Here is a 12,695-nt window from a genome sequence, read left to right as displayed (position 1 = left end):
CGCAAACGAGGAGGGATCACGATGAGCCTGAACAATCTATTCAGCCTGGAGGGGCGCACCGCGCTGGTCACCGGCGGCAGCCGCGGCATCGGCAAGATCATTGCCAAGGCGTTCATCGAACAGGGCGCGAAGGTCTATATCTCGTCGCGCAAGGCGGCAGCGTGCGAGGAAACGGCGGCCGAGCTCGGCCCCAACTGCATCCCGCTGCCGATGGACGTCTCGACGGTCGACGGCTGCCGCGCGCTGGCCAAGGCGCTGGCCGAGCGGGAGGACCATCTCGACGTCCTGGTGAACAATGCCGGCGCGGCCTGGGGCGTGCCGTTCGAGGAGTTCCCGGAGGCCGGCTGGGACAAGGTCATGGACCTGAACGTCAAGTCGCCCTTCTTTCTCACGCAGTCGCTGCATGAGTTGCTGAAGGTGAAGGCCAGCCATGACGCCCCGTCAAAGGTGATCAACATCACCTCGATCGACGGACTGCGCCTCAATCCGTGGGATACCTACAGCTATCACGCCTCCAAGGCGGCGCTGATCTATCTGACGAAGCGGATGGCGGCGCGGCTGATCAAGGACGGCATCATCGTCACCAGCCTCGCCCCCGGCGCCTTCGCCAGCGAGATGAACCGCGCCGCGCGCGACCATGGCGACACGGTCGCAAAGGGCATTCCGATGCGCCGGATCGGCAATTTCGATGACATGGCCGGCGCCGCGATCTTCCTCGCCAGCCGCGCCAGCGATTATGTGGTCGGCGATACGCTCGTCGTCGACGGGGGTCTGGTCAACGCGTCGCTCGGCACCAGCATCGACGCCTGAACGGTCCTCGATTGCCCAAAGGACGGGGCGGATGGCTCGGCCACCCGCCCCGTTTTCTTACCAGAAGATGTTCTGGATTACGTCGACCACCTCGCCGGTGTAGACGTCCACCAGCAGCGCATCATTGTAATAGCGCACCCAGCGGAAATCGTCATACGCCTCCGGCAGGCGATAGGCCCAGGGATCGTTGATCCAGTAGCTTTGCGCGAACAGCCCGGCGGTCAGGACCGCACCGATGCCAAACGGGCGATACCCCTGGTTCCAGCCATAGGGCGCATAATAGCGCGGCAGGCGGAAGGCGTTGCGGTTGCTGTTGCGCCAGCGTGCCCAGTCATAGCGGCTGTCGCGCCGCCAGTCGCGGTTCCACCCGCCCCGATCCCGATTGCGGTCCCAGTTGCGGTCCCAATTTCGATCGTTGCGATACCCACGGTCGAAATTCCCCGCCCGCCAGCTGTTGCGCTGCCATCCGTCGCGATCATCACGGCCGCGCTGGCCATCCCAGCGGCGCTGCTCGTTCCACTGGGCACGGCGGGCGGAATCGCGGGCCTGGTCATTCCAGTCCGCGCCGCTGCGTGCCCAGTTACGCTGCGCCTCCGCCTGGCGGTTGCGCTGCCACGCCTCGCGGTTGCGCTGCCACGCCTCGCGGTCACGTCCCGCATTGCGGTCCGGACGGATTTGCTCCGGACGCGGCGCCTGCGCGCCCTGCTGCGGACGGATCGGCCGGTAATTGCGTGTCGGCGCCTGCTGCTGCGCACGCTGCCAGGCGTCCGCCCGCCCGCCATCGGGCCGCGCGGGGCGCTGGGCCGGTGCGGGACGCTGCGCCGGGGCCGGCCGCTCCGCGCGCTGACGCCCGCCGCCACCGGGCTGGCCACCCTGCCGCTGCTGCCAGCTGCCGCCAGGCTGCCCGCCCTGGCGACCCTGCCAGCCGCCGCCCGACTGCGGGCGTTCGGCACGCCGCCCGCGATCGCCGCCGCGGTCGCCGCCACGATCCTGCGCGGTCGCGATACCCGGAACCAGCGCCGCGGCCGCCATCAGTGCCGCCATGAACTTCCTGGCCATCTTTGATTACTCCATCGCCGGCACACTTCGCCGGCCCTGCCTATGACGGACCATTAGGCGAGCCGTGGCGAATACCGGCTGAATGCAGCAGACAGCATTATGAAAGGATTGGCGCCGCCCGCGCCGTTACATGGCAATGACTGGCGGGGCGGCCCTGCGCACAGGCGCAACGCCCCGCCCGACCCTGTCAGGCAACGCCCGCCAGCGCCTTTGCCTTGGCATAATCCGCCTTGCCGTTGGGCGCTCGGAGCGACTGGTCGGTGGCGATGATCGTCTTGGGCAGCTTGTACCCCGCCAGCCGCTGGCGCAGCACGTCGCGCGCCGCATCCTCGTCGAAGCCGGTCGACTGCACCACCGCCGCCACCGCCTGCCCCCATTTCGGATCGGGCACGCCGAACACCAGCGCGTCCTCCACCTTCGGGCACAGCTTCAGCGCCTCCTCGACTTCCTCGGGGAAGATCTTCTCGCCGGCCGAATTGATGCAGGCGGAGCCACGGCCGAGCAGGATGACGCTGCCATCCTCCGCAACCTGCGCATAATCGCCCGACACGGTGTAGCGCACCCCGTCGATCAGCCGGAACGTGCGCGCGCTCTTCTCCGGGTCCTTGTGATATTCCACCGGATTGGGCGGCCCCAGCACGACCTTGCCGGTGACGCCCGACCCCGGCACCACATCCTTGTCGTCATCGTCGAGCACGCGGCACCGCGGGCCGACCACGAACTTGGCCGTCTCGACCGTCCCGTCCTTGGTGGTCAGCGACACGCCCATGCCGATTGCCTCGGAGGAGCTGAAATTGTCCTGGCACGTCGCCTCGGGCATGTGCCGGATCAGCCCGTCCTTCACGCCCTGCGTCCACATCACGCCCGACGAGTTGATCAGCCGCATCGCCGACACGTCCCACCGGCCGGGCTCGGCGTCGAGCGCCTCCAGGATAGGCCGTGCAAAGGCGTCGCCCACCACCACCAGCCGGTTCGCCTGCCAGCGGTGGATCGCGTCCAGCGCCTCTTCCGGCTGGAAACTGCGGCTCGGCAGCGTCGCGACGAACCCGCCCGCGAGCAGCGAGCCATAGGACGTCAGCAGCCCAGTCCCGTGCATCAGCGGCGGGCCGCAGACGGTGCGCGGATAATCGGGGTTCGCCGCCGCCATCGCGGCCGCCTCCTCGACCGTCGTCGGCACCGGCAGCCCCGCCGCCGCCGCCGCACCATGCGCGATCGCGTTCAGGTCGGCATGGCTCCACACCACGCCCTTCGGCATCCCCGTGGTGCCCCCGGTATAGATGAAGAACCGGTCCTGCGGATCGCGCGCGATTTGCACCGGCGCGCCATCGCCGGCGACCAGATCCTCGAACGCCTCCGCGAAGGGCGGCAAACTGCCGGGATCGCCGCCGATCTCGACATAGCTGCGCACATGCGGCGAGCGGTCCACCACATCGGCCACGCAATCACGCAGCCGCGCATCATAGACCAGCACCGTCGCGTCGCTGTCGGCGAGGATGTACGCCAGCTCCTCCGCGACATAGCGGTAGTTGACGTTGACGTGAGTCCCCCGCGCCTTCCAGCACGCCATCAGCGCGACCAGATAATCGGCCGAATTATAGGCGTAGAAGGCGAAGCGGTCGCCCGGCTTCAGCCCGCGGTCGATCAGCGCGCGCGCCAGGTTGTTCGACTGGACCCGCAGCCCGTCCCAGTCGATCACCTGCTCGCCATGGGCCAGCGCCACCCGGTCACCCGGCACTGCGGCTTCCACCGCCTCGATCAGGTCACCGAAGTTGAAGCTCATGCCGCCTGCTCCGAAGGGGCCGGCGCTGTCTCGGCGGGCTTCGTCTTGCCCCAATATTCGTCGCGCAGCAGCCGCTTGTAGAGCTTGCCCGTGTCATGCCGCGGCAACTCGGCGCGGAAATCCCACCGCCGCGGGCATTTGACGTGACTGAGGTTCGCGCGGGCGAACTCCGCCAGCTCGCTCGCCAATGCTTCCTCATCCGCGCCCGGATCCTTGGGCTGGATCACCGCGACCACCTGCTCGCCCATCTCCTCGTGCGGCGCCCCGATCACCGCGACATCCGCCACCTTGGGGTGCGTGATCAGCAGGTTCTCGATCTCGGCCGGATAGATGTTCACCCCGCCCGAAATGATCATGAAGCTCTTGCGATCGGTGAGGTAGAGATACCCCTCCTCGTCCATCCAGCCCACATCACCCAGCGTGGTCCAGCCCTTGGCGTTGGTGCTGTCCTTCGTCTTCTCGGGATCGTTGTGATAGCTGAAGGGCGCCGCCCCCGTCGGGTTCAGGTCCGTCACCGGCGCCTCGAAATAGATCGTGCCCTCGGTCCGCGGCGGCACTTCATTGCCGTCCTCGTCGCAGATGTGGGTGATCGTGGTCAGGTTGCGCCCGACCGATCCCTTGTGCGTCAGCCACTCGGGCGACAGGATGTTGTGGAAACCATTGCCCTCGGTCCCGGCATAATATTCGCCGATGATCGGGCCCCACCATTCGATCATCGCCTCCTTGACCGGGATCGGGCACGGCGCGGCGGCATGCCACACCGCCTTCAACGAGGAGACGTCGTACTTCCGCCGCACGTCCTCGGGCAGCTTCAGCATACGGATGAAGTGCGTCGGCACCCATTGCGCATGGGTCACCTTGTACGTCTCGATCGCTTCCAGCGCCTTTTCGGGATCGTAGCGTTCCATCACCACCACGGTGCCGCCCAGCTGCTGCACCGCCATCGACCAGCGCAGCGGCGCGGCGTGATACAGCGGCGCGGGCGACAGATAGACCATGTCCGGGTTGAAGCCGTACAGCCCCTGCCCGATCATCATCAGCGGGGAGACATTCTCGCCATAGGGCTCTTCGGGCAATGCGAAGCGCACGCCCTTGGGCTTGCCGGTCGTGCCGGAGGAATACAGCATGATCTGCCCCGGCGACGGATCGGCGATCGGCGTGGTCGGCTGGCTGGCGCAGGCCTCTTCCCAGCTCTGATAACCCTCGATCGTACCGTCGACCATGTAATGGACCAGATCGCCGATCAGCGGCAGCACGGCCTCCGCACAGGCGGCGCACCCCTTGGACGCGATGAACACGCGGCAGTCGCCGTCACGGACGATATATTCCGCCTCGCCGGCCATCAGCTTGGACGAGATGCAGGTGAGATAGACGCCGGCGCGCTCGGCCGCCCAGGCGACCTCGAAATAGCGCGGCGAATTGTCCATCATCATCGCCATCGCGTCGCCCCGCTTCAGGCCCAGCGATCGGATCAGATGCGCACCCTGGTTCGCGCGCGCATCGAGCTGGGCGAAAGTGACCGTCTCGCCGGTCCCCGCCATCACATAGGCGGCTTTGTCGGGCGTGGCGGCGGCATGTTTGTACGGGTGCGTCATCATTCTCTCCGCCGCGGCGGGCGCTCTCGGCCCGCTCGCGGTCTTGCTTCTGCTGTGATCAGGCGGCCAGGCGTTCGACGATGATCGCCGGCGCCATGCCACCTGCGGCACACATGGTGACCAGGCCATAGCGCTTTTCCTGGCGCTCCAGCTCGTCGACGATGGTGCCGATCAGGATCGATCCGGTCGCGCCGATCGGGTGGCCGAGCGCAATCGAACCGCCGTTCACGTTCACCTTGTCACGCGGCAGTTCGAGGTCGCGGATGAACTTCTCGGAAACCACCGCGAAGGCCTCGTTGATTTCCCAGAGGTCGATGTCCTCCTTCGTGAGGCCCGCCTTCTCCAGCACCTTCTTCGCCGCCGGCACCGGCGCGTTCAGCATCAGCGTGGGATCATCGCCGACGTTCGCCATCGCCACGATCCGCGCGCGCGGCTTCCAGCCCATCTTCTCGGCATATTCCTTGGACGCGAGCAGCACTGCCGCCGCGCCGTCGACCACGCCCGACGAATTGCCGGCATGGTGGAAATGCTGGATCTCCAGGTCCGGATACTTGCGGTTGATCTGCTTGCGGAACGTGTCGCCCGCCTTGTTGTACGGCATGTCGGCCAGCGCCGCGAAGGACGGCTTCAGGCTGGCGAGCCCTTCCGCCGTGGTCTGCGGACGCGGGAATTCGTCATGGTCGAGGACCACATTGCCCTCGTCGTCCAGCACCGGCACGATCGACTTGTTGAACCGGCCCTCGGCGATCGCCTTGGCGGCCTTCTGCTGGCTTTCCAGGCCGGCATTGTCGAGCTGCTCGCGGGTGAAGCCTTCCATGCTGGCGATCGCGTCGCCGCAAATGCCCTGGTGCGACTGCGGGTGGCTCAGGTTCAGCCGCTCGTTGCCCGAGCCCATGCCCAGCGGCGGCTTGCCGCTTTCCATGTCCTCCTGGCTCATCGCCGCGGTCAGGCTCATCATCTCGGTGCCGCCGGCGATGACGAGGTCTTCCATGCCGCTCATGATCTGCGCCGCAGCGAAGTTCACCGCGGTGATGCCGCCGCCGCAGAACCGGTCCAGCGTGGTGCCCGACGCCTTGACGTCATAGCCCGCGTCCAGCGCCGCCATGCGGCCCATGTCCCCGCCCTGCTTGCCGCGCTGCGAGCTGGTCGACCAGATGATGTCGTCCACCTCGGCGGTGTTCAGGTTGTTGCGCTCCTTCAGCGCCTTCAGCACGGTGGCGGCGAGATGCTGCGGGTGCATGTGCGCCAGCGCGCCCTTGCCCTGCTTCCCGATCCCGCGCGGCGTACGGACGGCGTCGATGATGTAAGCGTCGGCCATTGCTTCCAAACCTCTCCAAGAATCTCACCCCGACCGGCCCTTTACCGGCGCGGATTTCCGGCATAACCTTCGTTATGGTAGACAGGATGTCAAGCGTGCCGCCCGCCGCTTCAGCACCGGTGGTTGCGCCGCGCTCAACCGATCTCACGCCACGCGATTGGCTGGAGGCGGGTCAGTCGCTGCTGCGCCGCGGCGGGCTGCGCGCGCTCAAGCTGCGCCCCTTGGCGGAGGAGCTGAAGGTCTCGACCGGCAGCTTCTATCACCATTTCCGCGACTTCGATGATTACCAGGGGAAGCTCGCGGCCTATTTCGCGGAGGATCAGGTCAGCGATCTCATCGCCGCGCTCGAACGCGCCACGCCCGAACCGATCGACCGCATCCGGCTGCTCGGGCAGACGGTGCGCCGGCGCGGCTCGTCGCGAATCGCGGTGGCGATGCGCGCCTGGGCGGAAAGCGACCCGCGCGCCCGTGTCGCGGTGGAACGCCATGACGAACTGATGCTCGATTTCCTCGCCCGGAACCTCATGGCCACTGGCTTCAGCCGCGAGGAGGCGGAGATACGCGCCTACGGCCTCATCACCCTCGGCCTCAGCAAGGTGCACGCCCCGCACCTCGAGATGTCGAGCCTGTTCGAATCCCTGCTCGACATCCTGGTGGCGCGTCCGTGAGGGCATTGGTCGTCTCACAGCTTTCGCCTGACCTGTCGGGCACCGCGCTTCGTGACGTGCCCGATCCCGTGGCCACGCCGGGCAAGGTGCTGATCCGCGTCAAAGCCGCGGCGCTGAACTTCCCCGACCTGTTGATGACCCGCGGCGAATATCAGCTGAAACCACCGCTCCCCTTCGCCCCCGGCATGGAGGTGGCAGGAGAGGTCATCGACGGCGACGGCTTCACCCCGGGCGACGCAGTCGTCGCCGGCACGCGGCTCGGCGGCTTTGCCGATATGGTTCTGGTCGATGCCGCAGCGGTCCGTCCCAAGCCGCCGCACCTCTCCTTTGCGCAGGCCGCCGGCGTCGGCGCTGCCTATCTCACCGCTTATGTCGCGCTCGTCCGGCTGGCGAAGGTACAGGCGGGCGAATGGGTGCTCGTCCACGGGGCGACCGGCGGCGTCGGGTTGGCGGCGGTCGATCTCGCCAAGGGGCTCGGCGCGCGCGTCATCGCCACCTCCCGCTCGCCCGAGAAGCTCGCCGTGCTGGCGGAGGAATATGGCGTCGACGCCACCCTCCCCGCGCCCGGTTTTCGCGACGCGGTGAAGGAACTCACCGGCGGCGGCGCTGACGTGATCTACGATCCCGTGGGCGGCGACGTATTCGACGAATCGGTCCGCTCGATCGCCTTTGGCGGCCGGCTGTGCGTGGTCGGCTTCACCTCGGGCCGCATCGCCAGCGTCTCCACCAACATGCCGCTGATCAAGGGCTTCTCCGTCATCGGCGTGCGCGCCGGCGAATATGGCCGGCAATTCCCCGACAAGGGCCGCGAGAACCAGGAAGCGATCTGGGCGCTCGCCAGCGAAGGCCGCATCCGCCCGCGCGTCCATGCCGAATATCCGCTGGCCGACTGGCGCGCCGCGTTCGACGCGATGGCGCGCAGCGACATGGTGGGAAAGATCGTCCTCGTGCCCTGAACGGGCCACGTCCGGGCTGGCATCGCCACCGCGACTTCAATAGCATCATCAAGCCAACAAGAATCCCGCCCAACGGGATCGCAGAACAGAAAAAAGTGGAGAGGCAAGATGCCCGGTTTCGATTACGTCATCATCGGCGGGGGTTCGGCCGGCTGCGCGCTGGCGGCACGGCTCAGTGAGGATCCCGCGGTCAGTGTCTGCCTGCTCGAGGCGGGCGGCCCCAACAAGGAATTGCTGGTCAGGATGCCGGCCGGGGTCGGCAGCCTGATCAAGGCCAAGGGCAAGCACAATTGGGGCTTCTGGACCGAGCCCGAACCGCATCTCGACAACCGCCGTCTGTGGTGGCCGCGCGGCAAGGGGCTGGGCGGCTCCTCCTCGATCAACGGCATGGTCTACACCCGCGGCCATCCGCAGGATTTCGATGAATGGCGCCAGATGGGGCTGACCGGCTGGTCCTGGTCCGACGTCCTGCCCTATTTCCGCAAGCTGGAGGGGCATCACCGCGGCGGCGAGCATCACGGCGCGGACGGCCCGCTCACTGTCTCGCCGGGTGAGAGCGACAGCCCGTTCCACGACGCGCTGGTCGACGCCGGGGTGCAGGCCGGCTACCGCTCGTGCGACAATTTCAACGGCGCCGACCAGGAAGGCTTCGGCCGCTACGACCTGACGATCGCCAATGGCCAGCGCTGGTCCACCGCCGCCGCCTATCTGCGCCCGGTGCAGCACCGCAAGAACCTGACCGTCATCACCGACGCGCGCACCACCGGCATCGTCGTCGCGGGCGGCCGGGCGGTCGCGGTCACCTACCTCCACGGCAGCCAGCCCGAGCGGGTCGAGGTCGCGGGCGAGGCGATCCTGTGCGCCGGCGCGGTGCAGAGCCCGCAGATCCTCCAGCTCTCCGGCATCGGCAACGCCGCGCAGCTGCGCGAGGTCGGCGTAGGCCCGGTGCACGACCTCCCCGGCGTCGGCGAGAATCTGCAGGACCATCTCGACATCATCATGAGCTGGCACAGCAAGGGCCTGCTCACCGCCTACTCACAGACCAAGGGGCTGGGCCAGCTTCGCGTCGGCCTCGAATATCTCCTGCGCGGCACCGGCCTCGGGCGTCAGCAGTTCCTCGAATCCGGCGCCTTCCTCTGCTCGCGCGAGGGGCTGTCGCGCCCCGACGTGCAGATCCACGGCGTGCTCGCGATCATGAAGGATCACGGCAAGACGCGCATCAAATCGGACGGCTTCTCGCTCCATTTGTGCCAGCTGCGCCCGGAGAGCCGCGGCCGCATCACCATCGGCTCGGATGATCCGACCGCCGATCCGCTGATCTACGCCAATTATCTCGCCAGCGAGGTCGACCGCCGAGTCATGCGCGATTGCGTCCATATGGGGCGCGAAATCGCCTATCAGGCGGCGCTCGATCCCTATCGCGGCGCCGAATACGCGCCCGGCCGCGACGTCCAGACCGACGACCAGATCGACGCCTGGATCCGCGCCAATGCCGAAACGATCTACCACCCCGTCGGCACGTGCAAGATGGGCACCGATGGCGATCCGATGGCGGTGGTCGATGAGAAACTGCGCGTGCGCGGCCTCACTGGCCTTCGCGTGGTCGACGCTTCGGTCATGCCGACGCTGGTGGGATCGAACACCAATGCACCGACGATCATGATCGCGGAAAAGGCCGCCGACATGATCCGCGGCGTGGAGCGGCCGGCCGCGCTCGCGGCCTGACCGATCGGCCGCTCCCCGGATCATGTCCGGGGAGCGGCCAGTCTCGTCAGCGCATCAGTTTCGTCAGCGCATCAGCGCCGCGACACCCGGCAGCTCGCGCCCTTCCATCCATTCCAGGAACGCGCCGCCCGCGGTCGAGACGAAAGTGAACTCGTCCGCCACGCCGGCATGGTTCAGCGCCGCCACCGTATCGCCGCCGCCGGCGACCGATACCAGGCTGCCGTCGACCGTCAGCGCCGCCGCCGTCTTGGCCAGCGCGACCGTCGCCGCATCGAACGGCGGCGTCTCGAACGCGCCCAGCGGCCCGTTCCACACCAGGGTGCGGCAATTCTTCAGCACGTCCCCCAGCGCCTCGACCGCGGCGGGCCCGACGTCGAGGATCATCTCGTCCGCGGCCACCTCATGCACGTTTACCGTGCGCGTCGGCGGGTTCGGCTTGAACTCCTTCGCGACCACCACGTCATAGGGCAAATGCACGGTGCAGCCGGCGCGATCGGCCGCTTCCATGATCTCGTCGGCGGTGCCGGTCAGGTCATGCTCGCACAGGCTCTTGCCGACATTGACGCCGCGCGCCGCCAGGAAGGTGTTGGCCATCCCGCCGCCGATGATCAGGTGATCGACCTTGCCCACGAGGTGCTTCAGCACCGCGAGCTTAGTCGACACCTTGGCCCCGCCGACCACCGCGGCCACCGGATGCTCCGGCTCGCCCAGCGCCTTTTGCAACGCGTCCAGCTCCGCCTCCATCGCCCGCCCGGCATAGGCCGGCAGCTTGTGCGCCAGCCCCTCGGTCGAGGCGTGCGCACGGTGCGCCGCCGAAAAGGCGTCGTTGACGTAGATGTCGCCCAGCGCGGCAAAGCGATCGACCACCGCCGGATCGTTCTTTTCCTCGCCGCCGAAGAAGCGCGTATTCTCCAGCACCGCGATATCGCCCGGCTGGAGCATCGCGACATTCGCCGCATCGCCTTCCCAGTCGATATAGCGCACCGGGCGGCCCAGCACCGCCTCATAGGGCTTCACGATCTGCGCCAGCGACAATTCGGGGCTCGGCACGCCCTTGGGACGGCCGAAATGCGCCAGGATCAGCACGATCGCGCCCTTGTCGGCCAGCTCGCTGACCGTCGCCACGGTGGCGCGCAGCCGCGTGTCGTCGGTCACCTGCCCGTCAGCGAAGGGAACGTTCAGGTCCTCGCGGACGAGTACGCGCTTTCCGCGGATGTCACCGATATCGTCGAGCGTCCGGAATGACTTGGCCATGATTCCTCGATCCTGATTGCATCACCGACGGCAATATGGCCGCCCTTTATCACCATCGCGCACGCACCGCCGCGCCAATCGGGGGTCAGCGCCGCGCGCAACCCGTCGGCCAGCGCTTCCATCCGTTCGCACGGATCGCATTCGCGCGTGATCTCCAGGATCACGTCCGCGCCGATCCGCACCCGGCAGCCCGCCGTCTGCGGCAGGTCGAACCCGTCGACCAGCAGGTTCGCGCGCCGTTCTTCCCAGCCGATGGCGTGCGCGACTTCCGCCATCGCCCGGTCCCAGTCGCCGCGCTCGATCAGGGTGATCTGCCGCTTGTACGGCTTGCCCTTCATCGCGCCGCGAAAATCACCGACGATGCCGCCCTCGGGCGTCACCTCGGCATTGGTCAACACCTCCATGGGTGCTCGCGATCGCGCATGGCGCGCGATTCCAACAAGGATCCCGTTTGCCATGCGCGTATCGCGTGACCACCCCGGCGTGGCGCCGGGGCGGCCCGACGGATCAGCCCAGCTTCGCCATCAGGGTCGCGGTGTCGACCATGCGGTTCGAGAAGCCCCATTCATTGTCGTACCAGCTGACCACGCGGACCAGCTTGCCGTCGATCACTGCCGTCTCCAGGCTATCGACGGTCGACGAATAAGGCGTGTGAACGATGTCGATCGACACCAGCGGCTCGTCGGAGAAGTGCAGCACGCCCTCCATCGGGCCTTCCGCCGCCGCCTTCAGCAGCGCGTTGACTTCCTCGACGCTGGTGTCGCGCTTCGGCGTGAAGGTCAGGTCGACCAGGCTGCCGTCCGGCACCGGCACGCGGATCGCCGAACCGTCCAGCTTGCCCTTCAGCTCCGGCAGCACCTCGCCCACCGCGCGCGCCGCGCCCGTGGTGGTCGGGATCATGCTCATCGCCGCGGCGCGTGCGCGGCGCAGGTCCGGGTGGATCTGGTCGAGGATCTTCTGGTCGTTGGTATAGGCGTGAACGGTGGTCATCAGGCCACGCTCGATGCCGATGGCATCGTTCAGCACCTTGGCGACCGGCGCCAGGCAGTTGGTGGTGCACGATGCGTTGGACACGATCGTGTGGCCGGCCTCCAGCTTGTCATGGTTGACGCCATACACGACGGTAAGGTCGACATGCTTGCCGGGGGCGGAGATCAGCACCTTCTTGGCGCCTGCCGCAATGTGCTTTTCGCACGATGCGCGATCGGTGAAGAAGCCGGTGCATTCCAGCACCAGGTCGACGCCCAGTTCCTTGTGCGGCAGGTTCGCCGGGTCGCGCTCCGCGGTCACGCGGATGTGCTTGCCGTCGATGACCAGGTCGTTGCCGACCGCCTCGACGGTGCCCGGATACTTGCCGTGAACGCTGTCACGGCTGAACAGCCATGCGTTGGACTTGGCATCGGCGAGATCGTTGATCGCCACCAGTTCGAGATCGCTGCCGCCGCGCTCCAGCATCGCACGTGCCACCAAGCGTCCGATGCGGCCGAAGCCGTTGATCGCAACCTTCGTCATAATGCCGACTCACCTCTC

11 protein-coding genes are annotated in these 12,695 nt (G+C 67.4%); 4 read left to right on the top strand and 7 right to left on the bottom strand.

What is annotated here, in order from left to right:
- The first annotated feature begins 21 nt into the window (after window positions 1-21).
- Window positions 22-810 carry an SDR family oxidoreductase gene (locus tag CA236_RS02405; RefSeq protein WP_046407573.1) on the top strand — a complete coding sequence of 263 codons (789 nt, stop codon included), beginning with the start codon at window positions 22-24 and terminating at the stop codon, window positions 808-810.
- A gap of 57 nt (window positions 811-867) precedes the next feature.
- On the opposite strand, the gene CA236_RS02400 is transcribed toward CA236_RS02405, so the two are convergent.
- The 4 genes from CA236_RS02400 to CA236_RS02385 form a co-directional block, all read right to left on the bottom strand.
- Window positions 868-1,869 (bottom strand): RcnB family protein, encoded by a 1,002-nt coding sequence (locus CA236_RS02400; RefSeq protein WP_125944411.1) that lies wholly within the window; start codon window positions 1,867-1,869, stop codon window positions 868-870.
- Between the two features lie 187 nt (window positions 1,870-2,056).
- Window positions 2,057-3,649 carry an AMP-binding protein gene (locus CA236_RS02395; protein WP_125944410.1) on the bottom strand — a complete coding sequence of 531 codons (1,593 nt, stop codon included), beginning with the start codon at window positions 3,647-3,649 and terminating at the stop codon, window positions 2,057-2,059.
- Window positions 3,646-5,244 carry an acyl-CoA synthetase gene (locus CA236_RS02390; protein ID WP_125944584.1) on the bottom strand — a complete coding sequence of 533 codons (1,599 nt, stop codon included), beginning with the start codon at window positions 5,242-5,244 and terminating at the stop codon, window positions 3,646-3,648. Before CA236_RS02390 ends, CA236_RS02395 begins: the two co-directional genes overlap by 4 nt.
- Before the next feature lie 58 nt (window positions 5,245-5,302).
- Window positions 5,303-6,562 (bottom strand): acetyl-CoA C-acetyltransferase, encoded by a 1,260-nt coding sequence (locus CA236_RS02385; RefSeq protein ID WP_046407569.1) that lies wholly within the window; start codon window positions 6,560-6,562, stop codon window positions 5,303-5,305.
- 86 nt (window positions 6,563-6,648) lie between these two features.
- Here CA236_RS02385 and CA236_RS02380 point away from each other — a divergent pair, with 86 nt between their 5' ends.
- The 3 genes from CA236_RS02380 (at window position 6,649) to CA236_RS02370 (ending at window position 9,911) form a co-directional block, all read left to right on the top strand.
- On the top strand, window positions 6,649-7,230 hold the full coding sequence (locus CA236_RS02380) for a TetR/AcrR family transcriptional regulator (protein WP_046407568.1): 582 nt from the start codon (window positions 6,649-6,651) through the stop codon (window positions 7,228-7,230).
- The gene (locus tag CA236_RS02375; RefSeq protein ID WP_125944409.1) at window positions 7,227-8,186 is read left to right on the top strand and encodes an NADPH:quinone oxidoreductase family protein; all 960 of its coding nucleotides are present in this window, start codon (window positions 7,227-7,229) and stop codon (window positions 8,184-8,186) included. Before CA236_RS02380 ends, CA236_RS02375 begins: the two co-directional genes overlap by 4 nt.
- A gap of 108 nt (window positions 8,187-8,294) precedes the next feature.
- On the top strand, window positions 8,295-9,911 hold the full coding sequence (locus CA236_RS02370) for a choline dehydrogenase (RefSeq protein WP_125944408.1): 1,617 nt from the start codon (window positions 8,295-8,297) through the stop codon (window positions 9,909-9,911).
- Between the two features lie 63 nt (window positions 9,912-9,974).
- Here CA236_RS02370 and CA236_RS02365 read toward each other — a convergent pair whose 3' ends face one another.
- The 3 genes from CA236_RS02365 to gap all read right to left on the bottom strand — a co-directional run bounded on the left by CA236_RS02365 (window position 9,975) and on the right by gap (window position 12,680).
- On the bottom strand, window positions 9,975-11,165 hold the full coding sequence (locus CA236_RS02365; RefSeq protein ID WP_125944407.1) for a phosphoglycerate kinase: 1,191 nt from the start codon (window positions 11,163-11,165) through the stop codon (window positions 9,975-9,977).
- Window positions 11,090-11,569 carry an MOSC domain-containing protein gene (locus tag CA236_RS02360; protein ID WP_222119823.1) on the bottom strand — a complete coding sequence of 160 codons (480 nt, stop codon included), beginning with the start codon at window positions 11,567-11,569 and terminating at the stop codon, window positions 11,090-11,092. Before CA236_RS02360 ends, CA236_RS02365 begins: the two co-directional genes overlap by 76 nt.
- A gap of 103 nt (window positions 11,570-11,672) precedes the next feature.
- Entirely contained in the window at window positions 11,673-12,680 is a 1,008-nt protein-coding gene (gene gap / locus CA236_RS02355) for a type I glyceraldehyde-3-phosphate dehydrogenase (RefSeq protein ID WP_125944405.1), read from the bottom strand.
- Window positions 12,681-12,695: the final 15 nt, after the last annotated feature.

The organism is Sphingomonas sp. ABOLG (assembly GCF_003950435.1).
GTDB classification, from domain to species: Bacteria; Pseudomonadota; Alphaproteobacteria; order Sphingomonadales; family Sphingomonadaceae; genus Sphingomonas; species Sphingomonas panaciterrae.
The sequence above is the reverse complement of the archived record's forward strand: the minus strand, read 5'-3'. Positions and strand labels throughout refer to the sequence as shown.

Excerpts from the sequence above, each read along its gene's own strand:
- CA236_RS02405 (WP_046407573.1), top strand. The coding sequence starts at position 22 with ATGAGCCTGAACAATCTATTCAGCCTGGAGGGGCGCACCGCGCTGGTC.
- CA236_RS02400 (WP_125944411.1), bottom strand. The coding sequence starts at position 1,869 with ATGGCCAGGAAGTTCATGGCGGCACTGATGGCGGCCGCGGCGCTGGTT.
- CA236_RS02395 (WP_125944410.1), bottom strand. The coding sequence starts at position 3,649 with ATGAGCTTCAACTTCGGTGACCTGATCGAGGCGGTGGAAGCCGCAGTG.
- CA236_RS02390 (WP_125944584.1), bottom strand. The coding sequence starts at position 5,244 with ATGACGCACCCGTACAAACATGCCGCCGCCACGCCCGACAAAGCCGCC.
- CA236_RS02385 (WP_046407569.1), bottom strand. The coding sequence starts at position 6,562 with ATGGCCGACGCTTACATCATCGACGCCGTCCGTACGCCGCGCGGGATC.
- CA236_RS02380 (WP_046407568.1), top strand. The coding sequence starts at position 6,649 with ATGTCAAGCGTGCCGCCCGCCGCTTCAGCACCGGTGGTTGCGCCGCGC.
- CA236_RS02370 (WP_125944408.1), top strand. The coding sequence starts at position 8,295 with ATGCCCGGTTTCGATTACGTCATCATCGGCGGGGGTTCGGCCGGCTGC.
- CA236_RS02365 (WP_125944407.1), bottom strand. The coding sequence starts at position 11,165 with ATGGCCAAGTCATTCCGGACGCTCGACGATATCGGTGACATCCGCGGA.
- CA236_RS02360 (WP_222119823.1), bottom strand. The coding sequence starts at position 11,569 with ATGGAGGTGTTGACCAATGCCGAGGTGACGCCCGAGGGCGGCATCGTC.